General features: G+C 61.3%; 23 protein-coding genes and 1 tRNA gene. 13 read left to right on the top strand and 11 right to left on the bottom strand.

Features of this window, described 5'->3' with window-relative positions:
* The 6 genes from pmtA (at position 1) to AC1Q5O_RS12220 (ending at position 4,765) form a co-directional block, all read left to right on the top strand.
* Positions 1 to 594, top strand: coding sequence for a phospholipid N-methyltransferase PmtA (pmtA, locus tag AC1Q5O_RS12245; RefSeq protein WP_492563323.1), 594 nt, complete (start codon positions 1 to 3; stop codon positions 592 to 594).
* Positions 595 to 630: 36 nt separating this feature from the next.
* Complete coding sequence (locus tag AC1Q5O_RS12240; protein ID WP_492563321.1) at positions 631 to 1,212, top strand: NADPH-dependent FMN reductase; 582 nt, start codon at positions 631 to 633, stop codon at positions 1,210 to 1,212.
* Between the two features lie 97 nt (positions 1,213 to 1,309).
* Positions 1,310 to 2,005 carry an orotidine-5'-phosphate decarboxylase gene (gene pyrF, locus AC1Q5O_RS12235; protein ID WP_492563932.1) on the top strand — a complete coding sequence of 232 codons (696 nt, stop codon included), beginning with the start codon at positions 1,310 to 1,312 and terminating at the stop codon, positions 2,003 to 2,005.
* Positions 2,006 to 2,060: 55 nt separating this feature from the next.
* The gene (locus AC1Q5O_RS12230; RefSeq protein WP_492563320.1) at positions 2,061 to 2,348 is read left to right on the top strand and encodes a DUF1330 domain-containing protein; all 288 of its coding nucleotides are present in this window, start codon (positions 2,061 to 2,063) and stop codon (positions 2,346 to 2,348) included.
* A 193-nt stretch (positions 2,349 to 2,541) separates the two neighbouring features.
* Entirely contained in the window at positions 2,542 to 3,819 is a 1,278-nt protein-coding gene (locus tag AC1Q5O_RS12225) for a polyhydroxyalkanoate depolymerase (protein WP_492563318.1), read from the top strand.
* Positions 3,820 to 4,141: 322 nt separating this feature from the next.
* Positions 4,142 to 4,765 carry a transglutaminase-like cysteine peptidase gene (locus AC1Q5O_RS12220; protein ID WP_492563317.1) on the top strand — a complete coding sequence of 208 codons (624 nt, stop codon included), beginning with the start codon at positions 4,142 to 4,144 and terminating at the stop codon, positions 4,763 to 4,765.
* Between the two features lie 63 nt (positions 4,766 to 4,828).
* On the opposite strand, the gene AC1Q5O_RS12215 is transcribed toward AC1Q5O_RS12220, so the two are convergent.
* Both AC1Q5O_RS12215 and AC1Q5O_RS12210 read right to left on the bottom strand, forming a co-directional pair.
* Positions 4,829 to 6,361: a YifB family Mg chelatase-like AAA ATPase gene (locus AC1Q5O_RS12215; RefSeq protein WP_492563316.1), complete on the bottom strand. Its 1,533-nt coding sequence runs from the start codon at positions 6,359 to 6,361 to the stop codon at positions 4,829 to 4,831.
* Positions 6,362 to 6,511: 150 nt separating this feature from the next.
* Entirely contained in the window at positions 6,512 to 7,393 is an 882-nt protein-coding gene (locus AC1Q5O_RS12210) for an MBL fold metallo-hydrolase (protein ID WP_492563931.1), read from the bottom strand.
* Positions 7,394 to 7,539: 146 nt separating this feature from the next.
* Here AC1Q5O_RS12210 and AC1Q5O_RS12205 point away from each other — a divergent pair, with 146 nt between their 5' ends.
* Complete coding sequence (locus tag AC1Q5O_RS12205; RefSeq protein WP_492563315.1) at positions 7,540 to 8,439, top strand: LysR family transcriptional regulator; 900 nt, start codon at positions 7,540 to 7,542, stop codon at positions 8,437 to 8,439.
* Here AC1Q5O_RS12205 and gshB read toward each other — a convergent pair.
* The 4 genes from gshB to AC1Q5O_RS12185 all read right to left on the bottom strand — a co-directional run bounded on the left by gshB (position 8,436) and on the right by AC1Q5O_RS12185 (position 12,323).
* Positions 8,436 to 9,377, bottom strand: coding sequence for a glutathione synthase (gshB, locus tag AC1Q5O_RS12200; protein ID WP_288191853.1), 942 nt, complete (start codon positions 9,375 to 9,377; stop codon positions 8,436 to 8,438). The two genes, AC1Q5O_RS12205 and gshB, sit on opposite strands and share 4 nt — an antisense overlap.
* Positions 9,378 to 9,532: 155 nt before the next feature.
* Positions 9,533 to 9,850 carry a septal ring lytic transglycosylase RlpA family protein gene (locus tag AC1Q5O_RS12195; protein WP_199537995.1) on the bottom strand — a complete coding sequence of 106 codons (318 nt, stop codon included), beginning with the start codon at positions 9,848 to 9,850 and terminating at the stop codon, positions 9,533 to 9,535.
* A 472-nt stretch (positions 9,851 to 10,322) separates the two neighbouring features.
* Complete coding sequence (uxuA, locus tag AC1Q5O_RS12190) at positions 10,323 to 11,513, bottom strand: mannonate dehydratase (RefSeq protein ID WP_492563312.1); 1,191 nt, start codon at positions 11,511 to 11,513, stop codon at positions 10,323 to 10,325.
* A 33-nt stretch (positions 11,514 to 11,546) separates the two neighbouring features.
* A complete protein-coding gene (locus AC1Q5O_RS12185; protein WP_492563310.1) occupies positions 11,547 to 12,323 on the bottom strand; it encodes a GntR family transcriptional regulator in 777 nt (258 codons plus the stop codon).
* A gap of 302 nt (positions 12,324 to 12,625) precedes the next feature.
* Here AC1Q5O_RS12185 and uxaC point away from each other — a divergent pair, with 302 nt between their 5' ends.
* The 6 genes from uxaC (at position 12,626) to AC1Q5O_RS12155 (ending at position 19,716) form a co-directional block, all read left to right on the top strand.
* On the top strand, positions 12,626 to 14,026 hold the full coding sequence (uxaC, locus tag AC1Q5O_RS12180; RefSeq protein ID WP_492563309.1) for a glucuronate isomerase: 1,401 nt from the start codon (positions 12,626 to 12,628) through the stop codon (positions 14,024 to 14,026).
* Positions 14,027 to 14,049: 23 nt separating this feature from the next.
* The gene (locus AC1Q5O_RS12175; RefSeq protein WP_492563307.1) at positions 14,050 to 15,558 is read left to right on the top strand and encodes a mannitol dehydrogenase family protein; all 1,509 of its coding nucleotides are present in this window, start codon (positions 14,050 to 14,052) and stop codon (positions 15,556 to 15,558) included.
* A gap of 91 nt (positions 15,559 to 15,649) precedes the next feature.
* Positions 15,650 to 16,828 (top strand): ABC transporter substrate-binding protein, encoded by a 1,179-nt coding sequence (locus tag AC1Q5O_RS12170; protein ID WP_223614147.1) that lies wholly within the window; start codon positions 15,650 to 15,652, stop codon positions 16,826 to 16,828.
* A gap of 61 nt (positions 16,829 to 16,889) precedes the next feature.
* Positions 16,890 to 17,957, top strand: a complete 1,068-nt coding sequence (locus AC1Q5O_RS12165) for an ABC transporter ATP-binding protein (RefSeq protein WP_492563305.1) — start codon at positions 16,890 to 16,892, stop codon at positions 17,955 to 17,957.
* A gap of 8 nt (positions 17,958 to 17,965) precedes the next feature.
* Positions 17,966 to 18,868, top strand: coding sequence for an ABC transporter permease (locus AC1Q5O_RS12160; RefSeq protein WP_346307870.1), 903 nt, complete (start codon positions 17,966 to 17,968; stop codon positions 18,866 to 18,868).
* A 2-nt stretch (positions 18,869 to 18,870) separates the two neighbouring features.
* Positions 18,871 to 19,716 carry an ABC transporter permease gene (locus AC1Q5O_RS12155; RefSeq protein ID WP_492563304.1) on the top strand — a complete coding sequence of 282 codons (846 nt, stop codon included), beginning with the start codon at positions 18,871 to 18,873 and terminating at the stop codon, positions 19,714 to 19,716.
* A 69-nt stretch (positions 19,717 to 19,785) separates the two neighbouring features.
* On the opposite strand, the gene AC1Q5O_RS12150 is transcribed toward AC1Q5O_RS12155, so the two are convergent.
* From AC1Q5O_RS12150 to AC1Q5O_RS12130, 5 genes are all read right to left on the bottom strand, one after another.
* The gene (locus AC1Q5O_RS12150; protein ID WP_492563302.1) at positions 19,786 to 21,312 is read right to left on the bottom strand and encodes a UxaA family hydrolase; all 1,527 of its coding nucleotides are present in this window, start codon (positions 21,310 to 21,312) and stop codon (positions 19,786 to 19,788) included.
* Between the two features lie 83 nt (positions 21,313 to 21,395).
* Complete coding sequence (locus AC1Q5O_RS12145) at positions 21,396 to 21,575, bottom strand: hypothetical protein (RefSeq protein WP_288191847.1); 180 nt, start codon at positions 21,573 to 21,575, stop codon at positions 21,396 to 21,398.
* A gap of 109 nt (positions 21,576 to 21,684) precedes the next feature.
* Positions 21,685 to 22,779 carry an agmatine deiminase family protein gene (locus AC1Q5O_RS12140; RefSeq protein ID WP_492563301.1) on the bottom strand — a complete coding sequence of 365 codons (1,095 nt, stop codon included), beginning with the start codon at positions 22,777 to 22,779 and terminating at the stop codon, positions 21,685 to 21,687.
* Between the two features lie 193 nt (positions 22,780 to 22,972).
* Positions 22,973 to 23,057, bottom strand: a tRNA-Leu gene (locus AC1Q5O_RS12135).
* A 192-nt stretch (positions 23,058 to 23,249) separates the two neighbouring features.
* Positions 23,250 to 23,870, bottom strand: coding sequence for a 2,3-bisphosphoglycerate-dependent phosphoglycerate mutase (locus AC1Q5O_RS12130; protein ID WP_403179603.1), 621 nt, complete (start codon positions 23,868 to 23,870; stop codon positions 23,250 to 23,252).
* Positions 23,871 to 23,885 lie beyond the last annotated feature (15 nt).

Below are 23,885 nucleotides of genomic sequence, written 5' to 3'. Positions count from 1 at the left end.
ATGACACGACCACTGGGAAAAAAACTCGCTGAAAAATTCGGCGAGGAGATCCGGTTTTTCAAAGGCTGGATGCATGGACCGAAGGCCGTGGGCTCGATTCTGCCGACCAGTTCCATCACCGCGCGCCGGATGGCCAGCGTCGTCAATCCGCATTCCGGATTGCCGGTACTCGAACTTGGACCCGGCACCGGCGTGATCACGCGGGCGATTCTCAATCGCGGCGTTACGCCTGACAATCTGTTCTGCGTCGAATATTCCTCGGATTTCGCCGCGCATCTGCGCGCGGATTTCCCCGGCGTGAAGATTATCGAGGGCGACGCGTTCAACCTCGACAAGACGCTCGGCGGTCACAAGGACCAGATGTTTGATTCGGTCGTTTCGGCGGTGCCGCTGCTGAATTTTCCGGTCGGCGACCGGGTGAAGATCATCGAGGACCTGCTGCGCCGCGTGCCGCATGGCCGCCCGATCGTCCAGATCACCTACGGTCCGATGTCGCCGGTTCCCGCCGGCCGCGGCAATTACAAGATCGAACACCTCGATTTCATCATCCGCAATGTTCCGCCCGCCCGCCTGTGGATTTACCGCCGCGCCTGATTTGCCTTTCATTGTCTGACCCACAGAGGGAACCCCATGCTGCCGAAGATCCTCGTTTTCGCAGGTTCGAACCGTACCGGTGCTTTCAGCGGCCAGGTCGCCGATGTCGCCACCCGGACATTGGCAGCACTGGGCGCCGACGTGACACGCATAGCCCTCATCGACTACCCGCTGCCGATCATGGATCAGGATCTGGAGAAGGAAAAAGGCATACCGGAGAATGCCATGAAGCTCGGGCGGCTGTTCGCCGCCCATGACGGCATTCTCATCGCATCGCCCGAATACAATTCGTCGATCCCGCCGCTCTTGAAGAACACCATCGACTGGGTCAGCCGGATTTCGCGTGATGGCGAAAAGCCTTTGCGGCCCTATGCCGGCAAGATCGTCGCGCTTTGTTCATCCTCCGACGGCAATTTTGCCGGTGTCCGCGGGCTCTACCACCTGCGCTCCGTCCTGATGAATGTCGGAACGCTGATCATCAGCGAACAATGTTCCGTGGCCCATGCCCATGAGGCCTTCGCCAGCGATGGTTCGTTTCATGATGAACGGACCGCACGGTCCATGGAACGGGTCTGCCAATCGCTGATCGACCATGCACGGCTGGCAAAATCGCGCTGACAGGCGGTTTTTACCCGTCCTTTTGCCGTTGTGATCTTTCCTATCAGGCGCTGGTGTGCCATGGGATGGCGATCAACGGAAAAGGTGGTTTGTCATGATGGAAGCGGCTTTGCGCGATCGCCTCATCGTAGGCCTCGATGTGCCTGACCTGAAGGCGGCGGGCGATATCGTCGGTACGCTCGGGGATACGGTATCCTTCTACAAAATCGGCTATCAGCTGGCCTTTGCCGGCGGCCTTGGATTTGCCTCGGAACTCGTCCAGTCCGGCAAAAAAGTCTTTCTGGACATGAAGCTCCTCGATATCGACAATACCGTCGCCAAGGGCGTCGAGAATATCGTCAAGATGGGCGTTTCCATGCTGACGCTGCATGCCTACCCCAAGGCCATGCAGGCGGCCGTGGAAGCTGCGCGCGGTTCGGACCTGTGCCTGCTCGGCGTCACGGTCCTCACCTCCATGGACCAGCAGGACATGATTGATGCCGGTTACGAGCACGATCCGCACACGCTGGTGCTGATCCGTGCCGAACAGGCTCTGCATGCGGGAATGGGCGGCATCGTCTGTTCGGCAGCCGAAGCCTCCGCCGTGCGCAAGATTGTCGGGCCGGACCTTGCCGTCGTCACGCCGGGTATCCGGCCGAAGGGGGCCGACGTGGGTGACCAGAAGCGGGTGATGACGCCTGCCGATGCGCTACGCGCCGGCGCGAGCCATCTCGTAGTTGCCCGGCCCATCGTTGCCGCCGGCGATCCCAGGACTGCGGCACAAGCGATCCTTGCCGAAATGGCGGGCGTCTGATCAAATCCGCCGCGGTCCGGGTGAGTCACCGGACAATGCATGATGTGGAGGATGTATGGCCAAGGGATATTGGATAGCGCGCATCGATGTTCGCGATGCGGAGGGCTACAAGGGTTACATAACGACGGCGAAGCCGGCCTTCGAACGGTTCGGCGCACATTTCCTGGCACGTGGCGGCACGTTTCATCAACTGGAAGGCACGGCGCGCGGCCGCAATGTGGTGATCGAGTTCCCATCGGTGCAGCATGCCCTCGATTGCTACAACTCAGCGGAATACCAGGCGGCCAAGCTCATCCGGCAGCAATATGCCGACGGCGAAATGGTCATTGTCGAAGGCGCCTGATCTTTACCTGTGCAGTGCGCAATTCATGTTGCGCCTGCACAGGAAATTGTGAACATCTTTCTTTTCACTAATCCGTTTGTTGCATTGCAATATCGATCAAACCGGCTAGGGTCATTCTCCCATCAAGAACATTTTCATCTTTGATGATCATGTTTGTGAGATCGCCGTTGTGTTGATATGATCGGACAGTGGAATGTTTTACCAGCTTTATGAACTCAATCATGCCGCTCTCCAGCCCTACCGGGCCCTCGCGGATGCAACCAAGCTGTTCTACGACAATCCGCTCAATCCGTTTTCGCAGACGATTATAGGCCGGTCCATTACCGCGGGCTGCGAGCTGTTCGAACGAACCACGCGCACCTACGGCAAGCCGGTTTTCAATCTTCCGACGACCGTCGTGGACGGCGAGGAAGTGGAAATCCGCGAAAAGATCGTCTGGTCAAAGCCGTTCTGCAACGTGATCCACTTCAAGCGCGCGCTGTCGTCAAAGCGTGCTGCGGACCCGAAGATTCTGGTGGTTGCGCCCATGTCCGGCCACTATGCCACGCTGCTGCGCGGCACCGTCGAAGCCCTGCTGCCCCATGCGGACGTCTACATCACCGATTGGGTCGATGCGCGCACTGTGCCGCTGACCGCCGGCCGTTTCGATCTGGATGATTACATCGATTATGTCATCGACATGTTCCACGCGCTGGGCGAAGACACCCATGTGGTGGCGGTCTGCCAGCCATCGGTCCCGGTTCTCGCCGCCGTGTCGGTCATGGAAGCCAATGGCGACCGGTTTGCGCCGTCCAGCATGACGCTGATGGGCGGACCGATCGATACACGCAAGAACCCGACCGCGGTCAATATCCTGGCCGAGGAGAAGGGCATCGACTGGTTCCGCGACAATGTCATCATGTCGGTGCCATGGCCGCATGCCGGCTTCATGCGCGACGTCTATCCCGGCTTCCTGCAGCTTTCCGGCTTCATGAGCATGAATCTTGATCGCCACATCACGGCGCACAAGGAATTCTTCATGCATCTGGTCAAGGAAGATGGCGATTCCGCCGACAAGCACCGCGAGTTCTACGACGAATATCTGGCGGTGATGGATCTGACTGCGGAATTCTACCTGCAGACAGTCGATACGGTTTTTGTCCGCCACGCCCTGCCCAAGGGTGAGATGACCCACCGGGGCAAGCTGGTCGATCCCGCGTCGATCCGCACAGTCGCGCTGTTGACGGTCGAGGGCGAGAACGATGACATTTCCGGTGTCGGGCAGACCAAGGCCGCCCAAACGCTGTGTGTGAACATCCCTGACGCCATGCGCATGCATCATCTGCAGGCCAAGGTCGGCCATTACGGCGTGTTCAACGGATCGCGTTTCCGTGCTGAAATTGCACCACGTATCGTCCAATTCGTTAACGACCATGCTCAGGCCAACCGCAAGAGCAATGTCACCCCGATCGGTAGACGCGCACGCAGCTGAACACGCCGTCCGATTATCGGACAGCCATGCCGGAAGACCGAATCTTCCGGCAGTTTTCTTCCGTTCATCAATAAAACGCAATGAATTCAAATCGTTACTGACATGGCCGCGTACCTCCCGCAGGCGGTCAACAAGGGCGTCATCGTCCTGCGGTTGTGAGCTTCCGCCGCCTACAACCTTCAAATTTTCGTCAAAATCTAGGAAGTTCAAATTTTAACCATATATTAACAATGGCGGGATCGTGGCGCCATTGTGATTGACTCATATCCCTCCCGGCCATTAACGTTTTGTTAACGAAGGCTGGTTGGGTTCGGAGTAAAGCATGTTCGGAGCGATAAAGATTTTGAGGTCGATGGGGGTTGCGGCGGCACTTTTCGCTGGCGCACTCATCGCAAATTCCGCCTCCGCAGCTGAAGCTTTCATGCAGACCGGCGGTCTGACATCCCAGCCGATCGGCCATTATGAATTCTGCAAGCGCCTGCCGGATGAGTGCTCGATCCGCAGCCGCAATGTTGCGCCGGCCAAGATGACGCGTGATTTCTGGGAGCTGATCGTCAACGTTAACAGCCACGTGAATCAGACGGTCAAGCCATTGACGGACATGGAAATTTACGGCGTCGAGGAATACTGGGGCTATCCCGACAAGGTCGGCAATGTCGGCGATTGCGAAGACTATGTCCTGGAAAAGCGCCGTGAACTGATGCAGGCGGGCGTTTCCCCGGCCGATCTGCTGATCACCGTTGTGCGCAAGCCCGATGGCGAAGGCCATGCGGTTCTGACGGTGCGCACCGATACCGGCGATTTCATCCTCGACAACCTTGCCGACAGCGTCAAGAACTGGTCGGAAACCGAGTACACCTACCTGAAGCGCCAGGCCACGAACAATACCGGCCGCTGGGTCAGCATCGAAGCCCCAAGCAATATCCTGGTCGGCTCGGTTCACTAAACCGTCACCAAGGCAATCAAGACATGCCGGACCGCGAAGGTCCGGCATTTGCTTTTGTACATTTCACGCTGCCTCGTTGGCTGCGTCCTGTGCCATCCGGTAGGAAATGGCCTCAGCCACGTGAATGCGCCCGACGGCTTCGGCCCCGTCAAGGTCGGCCAATGTCCGCGCCACCTTGAGAATCCGGTGATAGCCGCGTGCGGAAAAGCGCATCTGTTCGGCAGCCTGCTGCAGCAGTGCCTGGCCGGGCTTGTCTGGCCGGGAAACCTCCTCGATCAACGCCGCGGGGCAATGGGCGTTCACTGTCACGGCGGGCGATCCCATTTGTTCGTAGCGGCGTCTCTGCAGGTCCCGGGCGCGAGCAACGCGCAGTGCGACCGATGCGCTGCTTTCGGCAACGGGGCGGCGGATGAGATCGGCGGCGCTGACGGCGGGAACGTCGATGCGTAGGTCGATGCGATCAAGCAGCGGACCCGAAATGCGGGCCTGGTAATCCTGGCGGCAGCGTGGCCCCCGGGCGCAGCGGTGTCCCGGTTCTCCGGCCATGCCGCAGCGGCAGGGGTTCATGGCGGCGACGAGCTGGATTTGCGCCGGATAGGAAATACGGTGATTGGCGCGGGCGATCACGCATTCTCCGCTTTCCAGTGGCTGGCGCAGGGAGTCGAGCACCTGGGGCGCGAATTCGGGAAATTCATCCAGAAACAGCACGCCGCGATGGGCGAGGGAGACTTCACCGGGGCGGGCGCGTATGCCGCCGCCGACCATCGCGGCCATGGAGGCGGAATGGTGTGGCGCCCGGAACGGCCGCCGGTCGGTGAGCCTGCCGCCCGGCAATTCGCCGGCGACCGAAGCAATCATCGACACCTCAAGCAATTCGTGCGGCAGCAGCGGCGGCAGGATGGATGGAAGCCGTTGCGCGAGCATGGATTTTCCCGCGCCGGGCGGCCCGATCATGAGGAGATTGTGACCCCCGGCGGCAGCAATCTCCAGCGCGCGCCGGGCGCCTTCCTGCCCCCTGATATCGCCCAGATCGGGCAGATCGGTTGCATTGATCTGCAGGCACGGTTCAGGGCGCGACAGCACCTGATGGCCGCGAAAGTGATTGGCGAGGCTGATCAGGCTGCGCGGCGCCAGGATATCGATCTGCGCGCCCGCCCAGGCAGCCTCGGGTCCGCAGGGGGCGGGGCAGATCAGGCCGCGCTCCTGCCGGTTGGCGGAGATCGCGGCAGGAAGAACCCCGGCCACATGGGTGATCGTGCCATCGAGCGACAGTTCGCCGAGAACGACATAGGCCTCCAGCACATCGGCGGGAATGGCGCCGAGCCCGGCCATCAGGCCCATGGCGATCGGCAGGTCGTAATGGCTGCCTTCCTTGGGCAGGTCCGCCGGCGCGAGATTGACGGTGACCTTCTTGGGCGGCAGGGACAGGCCGGAGGCATGCAGCGCCGCCTGCACGCGCTCGCGGCTTTCAGCCACGGCCTTGTCGGGCAGGCCCACAATATGGATTCCCATCTTGCCGGGGGCGATCATCACCTGCACATCGACAGGCTGGGCCTCAATGCCCTGAAATGCGACGGTGCGCGCGCGGGTGACCATCAATCGTTCCCTAAAATACCGCATCTAAAAAATGAACAGTGCCAATAACGGCACCTCATCATAATTTGTGCGGCATGACAAGAACGTTAGGAGAACGGCCGGATCGCGCCGGGGATGGAATTCGGCGCGATGCGGTTCAGCGGGGGGCCATCAGCCCCATTTCATCTCGCCTTTGGCGACCTTGGCGCCCAGTTCAAGCGATGAGACATCGAGCAGGTCGGGGTAATGCGCCTTCATGGCGGAGATCAGTTCGCCGCTGGTCTTGGCTTTCCCGACTTCCGCGTTGAACGTCTCGAGATAGTTCCGGGTGAATTTTACCGCCGCGAGTCCCTGCGGGGCACCGGCAACCTGATGCGACGGCACGACGATCCGGGGATTGCGCGCCGCCATTTCGTCAAGCGCGGCAATCCACTTGTTCCGGTCTTCCACGGCCGGCTCGTCTGCAACCCAGACATGGACGCCGGAGGAAACCAGCACGCCGCCGAAAACCGCTTCAAGCCCGGGCACCCAGAGATAGCGGCGATCCTTCATATCCTTGATGGTGACGATCTCGATTCTGTTTCCTTCCAGGTCGAGCGAAGACAGGTCTGAGGCTTCCGGAATGACGACATCCGCCAGCACCTTCGGTCCATTGTCCTTGAGCTGCGGCCCCCAGATGTCGAGCTTGCCCTGTACGTTGCCCTTGATGGCGTCCACGGTGGCGTGCGCCGCAAGGACTTTTGCCTTGGGGAAGGCATCGACGACGGGACGCAGGCCAAAATAGTAATCGGGGTCGCTGCAGCTGACGTAAATCGTTGTCAGGGTCTTGCCGGTCGCCTTGATCGCATCGGCAATCGCGCGTCCATCGGAGAGCGTGAACCCGCCATCGAGCAGGATCGCTTCCTTCTCGCCGGTCAGGAGCACGGGGGTGCGGCGGAACCCGTTCTCATCCGCCTGGAAATAGGTCCATGCCAGCGTGGGGGCGGACCTGGCCGCAATGGCGCCCAGCGGCTGCAGAGCCGCCACGGCACCGGCTGCCAGAAGGGATTTCATCGTATCGCGTCGTGTCAGAAGGGTTCGCACGTCTCGGTCCTCGCTCCGTTTCTCACTGTGGGGCGTATAGTGACATGGACGGGTTTCTTGAAAAATCCCGATCAAAATGACAGACTGTATGATTATTTCGTATAATAAGGCGCGTCATGCCCGCGGTCAGTTTCAACAGGTTCATCTATTTCGTCACCGTGGTGGATATGGGATCGTTCACCGCCGCCGCCGACCGGCTGGGTGTCGCCAAGGCCGTCGTCAGCCATCAGGTGTCGAAGCTGGAGGAAGAATTGGGCTCGGCGCTCTTGATCCGCACGACACGGCGGCTGCGGACGACGGAGGCGGGGCGGCGTTTCTACGAACGTTGCATCGTCGTGCTGCGCGAGGCCGAAAACGCGATCGAGGAGGTGTCGTCCGAGACCGGAACACCCGTCGGGACCCTGATGCTGACAGCGCCGCTGGATTATGGCGCAAAGGTTGTGGCGCCGGCTCTGGCGCTTTATCTGCAGCGCCATCCGCAGATGCAGGCCGATCTCACCTTCACCGATGTCAAATTCGATCTGGTCGACAATGAGCTTGATCTCTCCATCCGCGTCGGCTGGCTGGAGGATTCCAGCGCACAGGCCCGGCGGATCGGCACGTTCGAGCAGCATCTCGTCTGTTCGCCCGCCTATGCCGGGCAGATCGGTCGCGTTGCGCATCCCGGTGCGCTCGAAGCGGCGAAATGGATCGCCAACGGGGCGCTGAAGGAACCGTTGCGCTGGCTGTTTGCAAAAGGCGATGAAAAGGTGGTTGTGATGGGCAAGTCCGTTGTCAGCGCCAATGGCACCGAGGCAAGCTATGTCTGCGTCCTCGCCGGTATCGGGCTCGCCGTCATGCCGGACTACCAGGTGGTGCAGGATGTTGCGGCCGGCCGGCTCGTGCGCCTGCTGCCCGGCTGGTCATTGCCGGCCGGCGGCATTCACGCGGTCTATCCGCCGGCCAAATACAGGCCGGCGCGCGTGCGCGCCTTTGTCGATATCCTTGAGGCGATGGAACGGGAACGGCGCAGTTAGCGCCGCTTGGCCTCGACAGCGTCCCAGAACAGCGCGGCGATATCGGCGCCGCCGAAGCGCTTGACTTCGCGTATGCCCGTCGGTGAGGTCACGTTGATTTCGGTCATGTAGTCGCCGATGACATCGATGCCGACGAGAATGAAGCCGCGCTCCCGCAGGGACGGGCCGATGCGCGCGCAGATCTCGCGCTCGCGTTCCGTCAGTTCGGTCTTCTCGGCCCGGCCGCCCACATGCATGTTGGAGCGCGCATCGCTTTCCGACGGCACGCGGTTGATCGCGCCGACCGGCTCGCCGTCGATCAGGATGATGCGCTTGTCACCGGCCCGCACATCCTTGAGATAGCGCTGCGCAATGATTGGCTCGCGGAACATCTGGCCGAACATTTCCAGCAGCGATGTCAGGTTGCGGTCGCCATCGGCAAGATGGAACACGCCGGCGCCGCCATTGCCGTAGAGCGGCTTGAGGATGATGTCGCCGAACTCCTTGCGGAAGGCCACGATCTCCTGCGGATCCTTGGTGATCAGCGTATCGGGCATGAGGTCGGGGAATTCGGTGACGAAGATTTTTTCCGGGCTGTTGCGCACCCAGGCCGGATCGTTGACGACAAGCGTTTTCGGATGGATGCGCTCGAGCAGATGCGTCGTCGTGATATAGTTCATGTCAAAGGGCGGGTCCTGCCGGAGCAGCACCACATCCATCTCGGACAGGTCGCGGGAAACCGGTTCACCCAGGGTGAAGTGGTCGCCTTCCACATCGCGGACCTGCAGTTCTTCCACCCGCGCGCGAACGATGCCGTCGCGCATGCTGAGCCGGTCCGGCGTGTAGTGATAGAGCGCGTGGCCGCGGGCTTGCGCCTCGAGGCACAGGGCAAAGCTCGTATCGCCTGCGATGCGGATCGAATTGATATGGTCCATCTGGACCGCGACTTTCAATGCCATGGAACGTCCCCCGACAGGATTAGGAGTGCTGACATGGCGATGTCACGTTCAATGGTCAAGGTCAATCCTGCACCGCGATCAAGATATTGTAGAGGGCAGAATAGCGCGAAGAGGCCGCATCCCTGCCTTCCGGCGGGGATGCGCGGGAAGGTCTATCAGAGCTTGGCCATGCAGATATTGGTATGGCCCGCGCCAACGAAACCCAGACGGTTCGCAGCGCCCTTGGAAAGATCGAGCACACGGCCCTTGATGAACGGGCCGCGGTCGTTGATGCGCACGACGATCGACTTGCCGTTGCGCTGGTTGGTAACCTTCACCTTGGAACCGAAAGGCAGGGTGCGGTGCGCGGCGGTGAGAGCGGAGGGGTTCATGCGCTCGCCGGAAGCCGTCTTGGAATGAAGCGCGTACCAGGAGGCACCGCCACAGGCAGAACCGGCGTTCGCCGAAACGATACCAAACATCAGAAGAAGCATGGTTGCAGTAAGTACCTTACGGATACTTGCAATGGAGACCATATTGAAATTCGCACTTTAAAACGGCCCGCGGCAGGTACTGCCAGACTGAAGACGCACGCATAAGAATGATCATGGGCAAGTAGATCATCACGTGAGTGAGTGATCCATTCTATTTTGGGTAAATGTGTCCTCGAGGTGGCCCGAAAGGGAAATATCAGTGAGCAAATCCCGCAAGATCAGCCAAGTCATTCAAAAAATTTGTCTTATTATGACTCAAAACGTGATCAAGGATGCTTGCATCCATGGAACTATTGCCGCCGTTCCCTTTGAAATATGGCGGTAATGTGATCAATACTGAACGAAAGCCTAAACGAAGACTCTGAAATCCCCGGTTTCGGGCCAAATGTGTTAAGCGGAATTAACGATTGAAAATGAAAAACCCCGGCACCGCATGCCGGGGTTTGCCTCGATATCGGCGCTTGATCGGAATTCAGGCGAGGGCCCCGGCATCCAGCGCGTGGATGATACCGCGCAGTTCGGCCAGGCCGCGCAGGCGGCCGATGGCGGGATAACCCGGCGTGACCTCTTTCGTCAGGTCGTCCAGCATGCGGTGACCGTGATCGGAGCGGAAGATGATGCTGCCGGACCGGTCGCGTTTGCGGTCTTCCGCCAGCAATTCCTTCAGCACGGCGACCATGTCCACATCGCCTTCCAGATGCGCCGCCTCATGGAAGCTGCGGCCGTCGCCTTCCCGGGTGGTGGCGCGCAGGTGGGAGAAGTGGATGCGCGAGGCAAAGCGGCGGGCGATTGCAGGCAGATCATTGTCGGCCCGAACGCCAAGGCTTCCCGTGCAGAAGCACATGCCGTTGGCTGGGGATGGAACGGCGTCGAACAGGGCGGCATAATCGGCCTCCGTCGAGGCAATGCGCGGCAGGCCGAAAAGCGGACGGGGCGGATCATCCGGATGCAGTGTCAGCTTGACGCCGAGATCGTCAGCCACGGGCGTGACGGCTTCGAGGAATTCGATCAGATGCTGGCGCAGTCTGCCGGCGTCGATGCCGGAATAGGCTTCGAGCTTGTCGCGGAAGGCGGGGATGGTCAGCGGCTCGGTTGTCGAGCCGGGCAGCGCGCTGGCGATATTGCGGGTGAGGTCGGCGATTTCCCGTCCGCTCATCCCGGCGTAGAGCGCCGCAGCGATGGCGCGGTCCTCCGGCGAATAGGCCGCTTCCGCATTCGTCCGCTGCAGGATGTGCAGGTCGAACACGGCAAAGGTGTTGTGGTCGAAGCGCATCGCGGTCGAACCGGTCGGCGTGACATAATCGAGGTCGGTGCGGCACCAGTCGACAACGGGCATGAAATTGTAGCAGATGACACGGATGTCATTGGCTGCGAGCGCTTCCATGCTGGCAATCCAGGCGGCGATTTCGTGCTTCGCCGCACCACCGAGGCGTTTGACCGCATCGGGAATCGGAATGCTCTCGACCACCGACCAGGTCAGGGGAATACGCCCGGCGGGGGTGGTTTCGATGAGCGACTTGCGTTCATGCACCTGTTTTTCGGTCCAGGCCTGACCGATCGGTACCTCGTGCAGCGCCGATACGATATCGGTCGCCCCGGCCTGGCGCACATTGTCCAGCGTGACACCGGCTTTTGGCCCAAACCATCTCCATGCCTGACGCATTCAGTCCTCCGTCATTTCGTGTAATCGCCGGGTTCAGACGAATGAGCCCGGGTGGCTTTTTCTCAGTTCATCAATATCGGGAATGACGGCATTCAAATGCTGCTTCATTGCCGCGCAGGCGGCCGGTACGTCATGAATTTCGATGGCATTGCGGATGATCCTGTGCTCGGCAAGCACGTTCTCCATGCGGCCGAGGGCCGGCAGCGTCATGCGGCGGGCACGGTCGATCTGCACTTTCACCGGCTTCAGATAGTGCCAGATGCCGGGATGGCCGGCGATGCCGGCAATCGCCTCGTGAAAGGCCTCGTCGGCTTCGTGGAAGGCACTCATGTTCTGCCGGTCGGCAAAAAACTGCTGGCGCGCCAGAATCTCGTCCAGCCATTCCACATCCTTGGCGCTGGCAACCGCCGCAGCCCGCTCGACGGTCGCGCCTTCCAGCGCCTGCCGGATGACCACGGCCTCCGGGATCAGCGCAACCGGGATGCGGGCAACAAAGGTGCCCGACTGCGGAAAGACATCGACCAGCCCGTCTTCCACCAGCCGGATCAGCGCTTCGCGAACCGGGGTGCGGCTGACGCCAAAGCGTTCCGTCAAGACTTTTTCGTTGAGGGCGGTGCCGGGGGTCATCTGCATGGAAACGATGGCAGCATGCAGTTCGCGGTAAATCGCCGTGGCTGTCGTCATGCGTCCGGCTGGGGCGCCGCGCGTGCCGGATTTGGCGAAACGCGTCGCATTGTCTCGTGCTGAGGCGATGGGTTCGGCCGGTGTCGCCACGGCCAAACTTTTTTCTCCCCGGTTCTGTGCTGCCATTCCAGCGCTCCATTTCCTGTGTCGCGGATGAATCCACCGTCATGAATGGTAGAATTCCGCGCGAAATCATAGTGCCAAAGCCGCGAATGAAACGATTTCAGGGCACATCGATCCAGTTGACATACTAATATATTATTATTTACTCTTCGCCAAGATCGCAAAAGCCGAATGTTCACAAGACACCCAAGGCGGCTCGCGCGATGCGAAAAGCGCCTCGACAGGGGCAATTTCACGGCTTCGGCTCCGGTACACGCAGCGTATGGTGTATCGGCCGGTGCGGAAGATGACAGCAAGGACCGACGATGCCTCTCCACCCAGATCGACTTTTCCCCATCGAAGCCGATGCCCGTTCCATCGCGCGGCGGCTTTTTTCGGACGTCGAGCGCCTGCCCATCATCTCGCCGCACGGTCATACGGACCCGCTGTGGTACGCCCATGACGAGGCTTTCCCCGATCCGGCCAGTCTCTTCGTCAAGCCCGACCATTATATTTTCCGCATGCTGTATTCTCAAGGTGTCAAGCTCGAGGATCTGGGTGTGCCGCGTCACGATGGCGGGCCTGTCGAAACCGACGGCCGCACGATCTGGCGGCTGTTTGCCAAACACTGGTACCTGTTTCGCGGCACGCCGTCGCGCCTGTGGTTCGAGCATGCAATGGAAACGGTTTTCGGCATCACGGAGCGATTGAACGAAGGCAATGCCGACCTGCTCTATGACCGTATTGCCGACAAGCTCGGCGATCCCGCGATGCGCCCGCGCGCACTCTACAAGCAGTTCGGCATCGAGGTGATCTCGACGACCGATGCGGCGACGGATGACCTCGCGGCCCACGACATCATCCGAAAGTCGGGCTGGGACGGGCGTGTCATTCCCGCCTACCGGCCCGATGCGGTGATCGATGCGTCGCGGGCGGATTTCCGCACGAATGTGGAAAGGCTCATTGCCCTTGCCGGCACGTCGCTGAACTACAAGGGGTATCTCGAGGCGCACCGCAACCGGCGTGCCTATTTCAAGGCCCGGGGCGCCACCTCAAGCGATCACGGCCATCCCAGCGCGCGCACCGCCGATCTGCCCGTCACTGACGCCGCGGCGCTGTTCGAGCGGGTCCTGCGGCCCGATGTTTCCAATGCGGATGCCGATCTGTTCCGCGCCCAGATGCTGACCGAAATGGCGCGCATGAGCATTGATGACGGGCTGGTCATGCAGCTGCATCCGGGCTCCTTCCGCAATCACAATGCCAGGGTTTTCGCCGGTTTCGGTCCCGACAAGGGGGCGGATATTCCGCGTTCGACCGGCTATGTCGAGGAGCTTAAACCGCTGCTCGACGCGTTCGGCAACAATCCGCAACTGACCCTCATTCTCTTCACGCTGGATGAGACCAGCTACAGCCGTGAACTGGCGCCGCTTGCCGGGCATTATCCCGCCCTGCGGCTCGGACCGGCATGGTGGTTCCATGACAGCCCGGAAGGCATGCGCCGTTTCCGCGAACTGACCACCGAGACGGCCGGGTTCTACAACACCGTCGGGTTCAACGATGACACGCGGGCCTATCTGTCCATTCCCGCCCGGCACGACATGGCTCGCCGGGTGGATTGCGCTTATCTCGCACGGCTTGTCGCCGATCACCGGCTGGACGAGGATGAGGCGCACACGATTGCCCACGACCTGAGCTACCGGCTGGCCAAACAAGCCTACCGTCTTTGAAACAGAACAGACGAGATTGCCCAATGGCTCACGCCGACCAGACCTGTCTTTCACCCGCCAGCCTGCCGCAGCTTGCCGGCGGCGTTGCAACCCCGGCCTATGAGCGCAGCGCGGTTGAAACCGGCATTGTGCATCTGGGCATCGGTGCCTTTCACCGCGCCCATCAGGCCGTCTATACGGACAGCGTGCTTGCATCGGGCGATACCCGGTGGGGCATTCTGGGTGCATCGCTGCGCAGCGCCGATACGCGCGACGCACTGCAGCCCCAGGGCGGGCTCTATACGGTGGCCGTGCGCGATGGCGGCGGCAGCAGCTATCGTGTGATCGGCAGCATCGGGGATGTGCTGGTCGCGCCGGAAAATCCGCAGGCCCTGCTGGACGCCATGAGCAGTCCGGCGGTGCGGATCGTCTCGCTGACGATCACGGAAAAGGGCTATTGCTATTCCCCCGCCTCCGCCTCGCTCGATGAAAATCATCCGGATATCGTCTATGACTTGGCCAATCCTGCAACGCCTCGCTCGGCCATCGGCTTTATCGTCGAGGCCCTGGCCCGGCGCCGCGCCAGCGGCACCGCACCTTTCACGCTTCTGTCCTGCGACAACCTTCCGGCCAATGGGCAGACGCTGAAGCGGGTGGTCACGCGCTTCGCCGCATTGCGGGATGTGGAGCTCGGTGCCTTCATCGGGGATAGCGTGGCCTTTCCCTCGACGATGGTCGACCGGATCGTGCCCGCCACGACCGATGCGGACCGCGACGCTGTCGCCCGGGATACCGGGCTTGCCGACCGCTGGCCGATCATGACGGAACCGTTCAGCCAGTGGGTGGTGGAGGATCTTTTTCCATCCGGGCGCCCGGCCTGGGAAAAGGCGGGTGTCACCTTCGTCGCCGATGTCGACGCGTTCGAACTGATGAAACTGCGCCTGCTCAATGGCAGCCATTCGACGCTGGCCTATCTCGGCTATCTCGCCGGCCATGAAACCGTATCCGACGCCATGGCGGGAGAAGGTTTTGCCGCGCTGATCGAACAAATGATGGATGAGGAGATCACCCCGACGCTGCCGGGGCTGCCCGGCTTCGACCTTGACGCCTACAAGAAGCAGCTGCGCGAGCGCTTCCGCAATCCGGCGCTGCGGCACCGGACATGGCAGATCGCCATGGACGGGTCGCAAAAGCTGCCGCAGCGGCTGCTCAACACCATTCGCGTGCGGCTGCGGGAGAATGCCCCCTTTGACCGGCTGGCGCTGGGTGTTGCCGGCTGGATGCGCTATGCCACCGGAATCGATGAACGGGGCAATCCGATCGATGTGCGCGACCCGCTGGCCGGTGAATTCAAGGCCCGCATCGCCGGCAAGACATCGGCACCGGCTCTTTTGCAGGCCTATCTCGGCATGGAGCAGATTTTCGGCAGCGATCTGCCCGAAAGCACGGCGTTTTGCCAAGCCGTCGGCAAGGCTTTGACGGAATTGATGGATGAGGGCGCAGCCCGGACGGTGGCCGGGTTTTGCGGCGGGGCGAAAGCGCTTGCTATCTGAAACTGATAGATTAATATATCAAGTGACAAAATGAGTGGCTGGAGGATGGCCACCGATCGCTAAACCGGGAACAATTGGGAGGAAGACAATGATCCGCATCACGCGCAGGCAAGCCATTGGCGGTTTGGCCGTTCTGGCAACGCTACCGGCAACACGTCTCTTTGCACAGGGGAAACTGGCATTGCCGACATCCCCGGTAACGCTCAATGTTGCCGACGTCGCGGGCAATCTCGCCCTGACGCAGAAGGCCATCGAGAACTATGCTGCTGCCAAGCCCAACCTCGTTTCCAAGATCACCTTCACCAAGGCGCCTGCGCCGGAACTTCCGGGGAAGCTGAAGGCGCAGCAGGCGGCCAACCGGCTCGATATCGATCTGGTGCTGACCGGAACCGACGCCTTGTCCGCCGGACTGGAGCAGGATCTGTGGGTCAAGCTGCTGCCGGATCATTCCGCATCGCTGCCCGATCTGAAGGCCATCTATCAGGAGCCGGCGCACCGCATGCTGGCGCTGGGCAAGGATCACGGCGTCGTCGTGACCTATTATCCCTCCGGGCCGCTGCTTGAATACATGCCGGACCGGGTGAAGAAGGTCCCGACGACCGTCGAGGAGCTTCTGGCCTGGGCCAAGGAAAATCCGAACAAGTTCCTCTATGCCCGTCCGGCCAATTCCGGTCCGGGGCGGACTTTCCTGATGGGGCTGCCCTATCTGCTCGGTGACAGCAATCCGCACGATCCGGTCAAGGGCTGGGACAAGACCTGGGCCTATCTGAAGGAACTGCACAAATATATCGAGTATTACCCGACCGGCACCGGCGCGCTGATGAAGGAGCTCGGCGAAGGCACGCGTGACATGACGGTCTCCACCACCGGCTGGGATATCAATCCGCGCGTGCTCGGCGTGGTGCCGAAGGAAGCTGCCGTCGCACCGCTGAAGGGTTTCCATTGGGTTGCCGATGCGCATTACATGTGCGTGCCGAAGGGCATTGCCGAGGAAAAGCTCGCCGTACTGCTCGACCTCATGAGCTTCCTGCTCACGCCGGAACAGCAGGCCTATACCTACGATCAGGGTTATTTCTACCCGGGTCCCGCAGTCAAGGATGTGCCGCTTTCCATGGCGCCGAAGGAAAGCCAGGATGCCTTGGCCGAATTCGGCCGCAAGGAATATGCCGACTGGATTGCCAACAACCCGATCGAGGTTCCGCTCGATCCCGCCGCCATGGTTGTCGCCTTCCGCCGCTGGGACGAAGAAGTCGCCGGCAAGAAGTCCTGATCGATCCATACAATAGCGCCATCCGGGGGAACCCGGATGGCGCGCAATTATGAGGTATCCAATGCTGCTGGCGTCATCGCCATTCCAGGAAATCCGTCTTGACCGCATGAGCCGCGCATTCGGTTCGCACAATGCGTTGAAGGACGTGTCGCTTTCCATCCGCAAGGGCGAATTCATCGCTTTGCTCGGCCCCTCCGGCTGCGGCAAATCCACCGCGCTCAATTGCATCGCCGGCCTGCTCGCCACGACGGGCGGCGGCATATTCATCGATGACAAGCGCATCGACACGCTGAAGCCCGAGGATCGCGGTTTCGGCATGGTGTTCCAGAACTATGCGCTGTTTCCGCACATGACGGTGCGCCAGAACATCGGCTTCGGCCTGAAGATGCGCAGTGTCGCCAAGGCAGAAGCCGACAAGCGGGTCGAGGAAGCGCTCAATCTGGTGCGCCTGCAGGGTCAGGGACATAAACTGCCGGGCCAGCTCTCCGGCGGCCAGCAGCAGCGCGTGGCTATCGCCCGCGCCATTGTCATCGAGCCGCCGCTGGTGCTGATGGATGAGCCCCTGTCCAATCTCGATGCCAAGCTGCGGCTGGAGATGCGTGCCGAAATCCGCCGCATCCACAACCAGCTCGGGGCAACGACGATCTACGTCACCCACGATCAGGACGAGGCTCTGTCGCTGGCCGACCGTATCGTTGTCCTGCGCGATGGCGAAATCCGGCAGGTGGGGGCGCCGAGCGATCTCTATGAACGGCCGGATCATCTCGATGTCGCCGAGTTCATGGGCTACCGCAACCGGCTGACCGGAAAGGTTGTCTCTGTCGACGGCGCGCGCGTCAGCGTTTCCGTGGGCAAAGCCACGCTCAGCGGCACCGCGCGCGACAGTCTGAAAATCGGCGACGCGGCTGTCGTCGCTGCCCGCGCCGACGATGTGGAAGCAGGCCAGCGCTCGGAACACACGGTGGAAGCCGTGGTCGAGACCATCGAATACCGCGGCCGCGAATTCGTCGGTACGGCCCGCACCGCCGAAGGGCTGGAACTGGTGTTCCACGCGCCGCAGACGGCGGCGCTCGGCAGTTCCATCTGGCTCGCAATCGATCCGGCGCGTGCGCTGGCCTTCGCCGCGTGAGGCCCGGCATGGCTGTCTCCGCTCCCCCCGTCTATAACCGGTTGTCGCTGCGCCAGCGCCTCGCCCTGCGCGGCATTGACGGCGTGACGATCCTCGTTCTCCCGGCCGTGCTGTTCCTGCTGGCCGTGTTTGTCTATCCGTTCATTTACGGGCTGGTCCTGTCCTTCACGCCGAAGGAAGGCGGGATGTTTGCCAACTACCAGAAGTTCTTCTCCGATCCCTTCCTCTACGATACCATCCTGACCACGCTCTGGCTCGCCGTTCCCGTGACGGTCATCAGCATCGCCCTGGCGCTGCCCATTGCCTTCCGCGTGCGCCTGATGACCCGCCAGCGGCTGCTGACGACCATTCTGGTTCTTCCCGTGACGCTTGGCACGGTGCTCGTTGCCGAAGGGCTTTTGAACTATCTCGGGCCGCAGGGCTGGTTCAGCCGGACGCTGATGCTGTTCGGGATGATCGACCGGCCCTTGAAGCTCACCAACAATTACTGGGGTGTGTTTTCCTCGCTGATCATCACCGGCTTTCCCTTCACCTTTCTCCTGACCCTGTCCTACGTCACCGGCATCGATCCGGCGCTGGAACAGGCGGCGGCGACGCATGGCGCAAAGAGCTGGCAGCGCTTCCGTTTTGTCCTGCTGCCGCTGCTGATACCGGGATTGGCCATCGCGTTCTGCCTGTCCTTCGTACAGGCCTTTGCGGTGTTCCCGTCGGCGGTGCTGCTCGGCGCTCCGGCGGGTCCGACCCGCGTCATCTCCATCGCCGCCTATCAGGCGGCCTTCGAGCAGTATGATTATTCCATGGCCTCGGCCATCGCCATGATCATGGCAACCGTACAGCTCACCATCGTCGTGGCGATCCTTGCCATTCGCAATCTCTTCTATCGCGGCTCGACCGCCGGCGGAAAGGGCTGACCATGATCCGCGATACAACCATTGGCGCAAAGCTTTGGATCACCGCCGTCTGGGTGGTGGTCGGCTTCTTCATCGTCAACCTCTTGGCGATGATCGCAACCGTGATCATCTCCTCCTTCGGAACCCGCTGGCTCGGCACTTGGCTGCCGGCCGGCTGGACGACGAAATGGTATTTTACCGCCTGGGCCGAATTCCAGCTCAGCGACGTCCTGATCGTCACGTTCCAGATCGTCTTCACGGTGGTCGCCCTCTCCGGCCTGCTCGGGGTCACGGCGGCCTATGCGCTGGCGCGGCGCGAATTTCCGGGCAAGAAGCTCATCATGCTGCTGTTCCTGCTGCCGCTGCTGGTGCCGCCGATCACCTTCGGCATTCCGCTGGCCACGGTTCTCTATCAGGCGGGGGTCGGCGGTACGTTCTGGGGCGTGGTTCTGGCCAATCTGGTGCCGACGGTTCCCTTCGTCATCCTGGTGATGATTCCGTTCATCGAGCAGATCGATCCCAAGGTGGAGGCGGCGGCCCGCGTCTTCGGCGCCGGCACGTTCCGTCTGTTCCTGCACGTGCTCATGCCGATGCTGCTGCCGGGTATTCTCGCCTCGCTGCTGCTGGTTCTCGTGCGCACGGTGGCGATGTTCGAGCTGACCTTCCTCACGGCGGGCCCGACAAGCCAGACGCTGGTCGTTGCGCTGTACTATTCGGTCTTCGCGTCCGGCGTGCGCGCCGTGCAGTCGATCGATGCCATGGCGGTGGTCTACATGGTGACGACGCTGGTCTGGCTGCTCATCGCGCTGCGCTTCGTCAATCCGACCCAGATCGTCGCCCGGGCCAAGCAGCACCAATCGGCCGCCTGATCCAGATCATGCTCCGGATATGAAAACGGGAGCCATCGGCTCCCGTTTTTGCTGTTATCAAAGCCCGGATTACATCGTCGCGCCGATCTGCCAGGGCACGAATTCCGCATCGCCATAGCCAAGAAGTTCGGACTTGCTGCGCTCGCCCGAGGCCACCCGCAGCACCTGCTCGAAGATTTCGCGGCCCTTGTCCTCGATCGACACGCCGTCGAGCACATCGCCGCAATTGATGTCCATGTCCTCGATCATCTGGGTATACATCGGGGTGTTGGTGGCAAGCTTGATCGACGGCGTCGGCTTGCAGCCATAGGCCGAACCGCGCCCGGTGGTGAAGCAGAGGATGTTGGCGCCGCCCGCCACCTGCCCCGTGGCGGAGACGGGATCGTAGCCGGGTGTGTCCATGAACACGAGGCCGCGCGCCGTCACCGGTTCGGCGTAGCCATAGACCGCCTCCAGCGGCGTGGTGCCCGACTTGGCGACCGCACCCAGCGATTTTTCCAGAATGGTGGTCAATCCGCCCGCCTTGTTGCCGGGGGAGGGATTGTTGTTCATCTCCATCCTGTTGCGGGCGGTGTAATCCTCCCACCAGGCAATGATGGATTGCAGCCGCGTCACCGCTTCCGAGTTGGACGCGCGTTCGATCAAAAGATGCTCGGCCCCGTAAATCTCCGGCGTTTCCGACAGGATGGCGGTGCCACCCTGCTTGACCAGAAGGTCGACCGCCGCGCCCAGCGCCGGATTGGCGGTGATGCCGGAATAGCCGTCCGACCCGCCGCACTGCAGCGCCAACATCAGTTCCGATGCCGGGATGGTCTCGCGCTTCACATTGGCCGCAGTCGGCAGCATGTCGCGCACGGCGGCAATGCCTGCCTCCATGGTCTTGCGCGTACCGCCCACTTCCTGAATGGTCAGGCTGCGGAACGTATCGCTTTCGACGATGTTGTAGGCTTCCTTCCAGCGGCCGATCTGAAACCCTTCGCAGCCAAGGCCGACCATCAGCACGGCGGCAATGTTCGGGTTGGTGGCATAGCCCCACTGGGTGCGCTTGAGCACCTCATAGCCTTCGCCCTTGACGTCGAGTGCACAGCCGCCGCCATGCACCAGCGGAATGATGCCGTCGATCATCGGGTAGTCATCGAGGATTCCTGAGCGCTGCACCGCTTCAGCGATGAAGCGGGCGACCGATGCCGAACAGTTGACCGAGGTCAGAACGCCAATGTAGTTGCGGGTGCCCGCGCGGCCATTGGCCCGGCGGAAACCCTGGAATGTCGCCTGCTGCTCAACCGGCAGAATGCCGCCCGCATGGGTTTCGTGGCTGCTGTCCGGCTGGCGGGCAAAGCTGCTGAAATCGAGATTGTGTTCGTGCACCCATTCGCCCGGGGCAATGGGTTTCGACGCCGAGCCGATGATCTGGCCGAATTTGCGCACAGGTTCCCCCAGCGCAATGGGCTTTGATGCAAGTTTATGGCCGCGCGGCACGCGGTCTTTGACGGTCACGTCCTCCACGTGCTGTCCGGCCTGAAAGGCATCCACCGCCACCACCACATTGTCGGAGGTGTGCAGGCGCAGATGGCGTGGGGATGTAAGCGTGTCCATAAAAGTCTCCTGAGTGGACTGATATATTAATTCGCCGGACGAGAGGTTGCAATGTGTCAAGGTGACCACAAAGCACCCGATTTTCAGAAACCGACGCCGCCGATACCCGTCACGCCGCGCAGATAGAGGGCAAGCATGATCAAGGCGAGCGTGACGCCGATGCCGGTCCAGTCGATGTGCTTGGTGCGGATGCTGTTGACGATGCTGTAGATCAGGAACAGGACGAGAATGAGCAGTGCGAGAATGATGACAAGCCGGATCATGCGTTGATACTCCGCTGAAACCTTTGAGCCCAGTGTACCGCATGCCGGCGATCTTGCGAAAACAGATTTACAGGGAATACAGCGTGCGCCTGCGGGCGCCGGAATGCCGTCACGCAGGCTGCTGCTGGGTCGTGCAGTGGATGCCGCCACCGCCGGCGGCGATCGCATCGATATTGAGCTGCACGATCTGGCGTCCCGGCAGGATATCCCGCAACGCGTCACGGCAGAAGCGGTCAGCCTTCGCATCGCCGAATTCAGGAGCGATGACAGCGCCGTTGCACAGGTAGAAGTTGATATAGCCCGCTGCAAATTCCTTGTTCTCGAACTGCGGCCGCACGCTGCCGGGACCGGGAATGACGACCACCTGCAATTTCTGCCCCGAGCTGTCGGTCGCTTCCTTGAGCAGTTCAAGGTGCCGCTTGGTCACCGCGTGATCATAGGACGTCGGATCAGTGTCGAGGCCGGCAACGACGACACCCGGGCTGACGAAGCGGGCATAAAAATCCGTATGGCCATCGGTGATGTCCTTGCCTTTGATACCCGGCAGCCAGATGATCTTCTTCAGCCCGAGAAGGCGTCCCAGCTCCTCCTCACACTGTTCCCTGCCCACGCCGGGATTGCGGTTCTTGTTCAAAACGCAGCTCTCGGTGATGATTGCCGTGCCCTTGCCATCGACTTCGATGCCGCCGCCCTCCAGCACCAGTTTGGTGCGCAGTGTCTCCACCTTCGTCTTGCCGGTGACAAATTCCGCAACTTCCGCGTCGCCGCCGTGTTCCTGCTTGTTGCCCCAGCCGTTGAAGTTGAAGTCAACCCCGGCCAGCTGGCCGGCGCTGTTCTTGACGAATACCGGTCCGGTGTCGCGCATCCACAGATCGTCGATTTCGTGCACGAACAATGTCACCGCATCGCCGCACAGGCGCTCGGCCGTCTCCCGGTCTTCCGCCCGCACAAGCATGTTGACCGGTTCGTGCGCGGAGATGGCCTTGGCGATCGTCGCAAGGTTGTTCTGCGCGCCGCGCTGGAGTTTCTTGCCCCATACGTCTTCACTGGGGCCAAACGCCATCCACGTCGCCCTGTGCGGATCGCCCTCGTCGGGCATGCGCCAGCTGTTGTCGGCGGCAAATGCCATGGTTGCGCCTCTGCCGATCATTCCGGTGAATCCGATAGCGACGGCCGCTTTCAATAGGTTGCGACGGACTGCCATGTTTATCCCCTTCGGTTCCATTCACACTGTCAGACCGCGTCTATCGGGGCCATGTGTGGCCTTTTGGTGATGCGGATGAGGGCGGTTGCCGAAGCATCATGAACGCGGGTGAACGATAGACAAGAAAAAACCCCGGAAAACCGGGGCTTTTCTGATCATCCATGGACGTTGGTATACGTCGGAAGAATGGGAATGGTGCCCAGAAGAGGACTCGAACCTCCACGCCTTGCGGCACACGGACCTGAACCGTGCGCGTCTACCAATTCCGCCATCTGGGCAGCGGGGTCTCATGTAAGGGGCGGGCGGAACTCTGTCAATCCATTTGTCGGGTATTTATCGACCTATTCTCATTCCGTTGCACTTGTTGCGGCAAAGACCGGCAAATGAGGGTGAAAAGACCAGCACAAACAACAAACCCGCACCGGTGTTCCGGCGCGGGTTCATGCGAATCACAGGGAAACAGCGGCCGATCAGGCGGTCAGGATTTCCTTGGATGCAACCGTCGAATCAGCGTTGAGCGTGTAGATGATCGGAACGCCCGTCGCCAGCTCCTGCGCAATGATCTCTTCGCTGGTCAAGCCTTCCAGCGCCATGATGAGGGCGCGCAGCGAATTGCCGTGCGCGGCCACCAAAACGGTCTCGCCGCGCAGCACATGCGGCTGCACGTCGTGCAGGTAGTAGGGCCAGACACGGGCGCCCGTATCGCGCAGGCTCTCGCCGCCGGGCGGCGGCACGTCGTAGGAGCGGCGCCAGATATGCACCTGGTCCTCGCCCCACTTGGCGCGCGCATCGTCCTTGTTGAGGCCGGAAAGGTCGCCATAGTCGCGTTCGTTCAGCGCCTGGTCGCGGATCGTCTCGAGCGCCGGCTGGCCAACTTCGTCAAGGATGTGCTGCAGGGTCACCTGGGCGCGCGACAGGACGGATGTGTAGGCGATGTCGAAATGCAGGCCCTTCGCCTTCAGCCGCTGACCTGCGGCCTTGGCTTCGCTGTGGCCAAGCTCGGTCAGGCCCGGATCGCGCCAGCCGGTAAACAGATTCTTCAAATTCCATTCGCTCTGGCCATGACGGACAAGGACGAGGGTTCCGGACATTGCAATACTCCTGTT

Source organism: Phyllobacterium sp. MT110 (genome assembly GCF_058792715.1).
Note: the sequence above shows the minus strand (reverse complement) of the source record. Positions and strands in the feature narration are given on the sequence as shown.

Excerpts from the sequence above, each read along its gene's own strand:
- pmtA (WP_492563323.1), top strand. The coding sequence starts at position 1 with ATGACACGACCACTGGGAAAAAAACTCGCTGAAAAATTCGGCGAGGAG.
- AC1Q5O_RS12240 (WP_492563321.1), top strand. The coding sequence starts at position 631 with ATGCTGCCGAAGATCCTCGTTTTCGCAGGTTCGAACCGTACCGGTGCT.
- pyrF (WP_492563932.1), top strand. The coding sequence starts at position 1,310 with ATGGAAGCGGCTTTGCGCGATCGCCTCATCGTAGGCCTCGATGTGCCT.
- AC1Q5O_RS12230 (WP_492563320.1), top strand. The coding sequence starts at position 2,061 with ATGGCCAAGGGATATTGGATAGCGCGCATCGATGTTCGCGATGCGGAG.
- AC1Q5O_RS12225 (WP_492563318.1), top strand. The coding sequence starts at position 2,542 with ATGTTTTACCAGCTTTATGAACTCAATCATGCCGCTCTCCAGCCCTAC.
- AC1Q5O_RS12220 (WP_492563317.1), top strand. The coding sequence starts at position 4,142 with ATGTTCGGAGCGATAAAGATTTTGAGGTCGATGGGGGTTGCGGCGGCA.
- AC1Q5O_RS12215 (WP_492563316.1), bottom strand. The coding sequence starts at position 6,361 with ATGGTCACCCGCGCGCGCACCGTCGCATTTCAGGGCATTGAGGCCCAG.
- AC1Q5O_RS12210 (WP_492563931.1), bottom strand. The coding sequence starts at position 7,393 with ATGAAATCCCTTCTGGCAGCCGGTGCCGTGGCGGCTCTGCAGCCGCTG.
- AC1Q5O_RS12205 (WP_492563315.1), top strand. The coding sequence starts at position 7,540 with ATGCCCGCGGTCAGTTTCAACAGGTTCATCTATTTCGTCACCGTGGTG.
- gshB (WP_288191853.1), bottom strand. The coding sequence starts at position 9,377 with ATGGCATTGAAAGTCGCGGTCCAGATGGACCATATCAATTCGATCCGC.
- AC1Q5O_RS12195 (WP_199537995.1), bottom strand. The coding sequence starts at position 9,850 with ATGCTTCTTCTGATGTTTGGTATCGTTTCGGCGAACGCCGGTTCTGCC.
- uxuA (WP_492563312.1), bottom strand. The coding sequence starts at position 11,513 with ATGCGTCAGGCATGGAGATGGTTTGGGCCAAAAGCCGGTGTCACGCTG.
- AC1Q5O_RS12185 (WP_492563310.1), bottom strand. The coding sequence starts at position 12,323 with ATGGCAGCACAGAACCGGGGAGAAAAAAGTTTGGCCGTGGCGACACCG.
- uxaC (WP_492563309.1), top strand. The coding sequence starts at position 12,626 with ATGCCTCTCCACCCAGATCGACTTTTCCCCATCGAAGCCGATGCCCGT.
- AC1Q5O_RS12175 (WP_492563307.1), top strand. The coding sequence starts at position 14,050 with ATGGCTCACGCCGACCAGACCTGTCTTTCACCCGCCAGCCTGCCGCAG.
- AC1Q5O_RS12165 (WP_492563305.1), top strand. The coding sequence starts at position 16,890 with ATGCTGCTGGCGTCATCGCCATTCCAGGAAATCCGTCTTGACCGCATG.
- AC1Q5O_RS12160 (WP_346307870.1), top strand. The coding sequence starts at position 17,966 with ATGGCTGTCTCCGCTCCCCCCGTCTATAACCGGTTGTCGCTGCGCCAG.
- AC1Q5O_RS12155 (WP_492563304.1), top strand. The coding sequence starts at position 18,871 with ATGATCCGCGATACAACCATTGGCGCAAAGCTTTGGATCACCGCCGTC.
- AC1Q5O_RS12150 (WP_492563302.1), bottom strand. The coding sequence starts at position 21,312 with ATGGACACGCTTACATCCCCACGCCATCTGCGCCTGCACACCTCCGAC.
- AC1Q5O_RS12145 (WP_288191847.1), bottom strand. The coding sequence starts at position 21,575 with ATGATCCGGCTTGTCATCATTCTCGCACTGCTCATTCTCGTCCTGTTC.
- AC1Q5O_RS12140 (WP_492563301.1), bottom strand. The coding sequence starts at position 22,779 with ATGGCAGTCCGTCGCAACCTATTGAAAGCGGCCGTCGCTATCGGATTC.
- AC1Q5O_RS12130 (WP_403179603.1), bottom strand. The coding sequence starts at position 23,870 with ATGTCCGGAACCCTCGTCCTTGTCCGTCATGGCCAGAGCGAATGGAAT.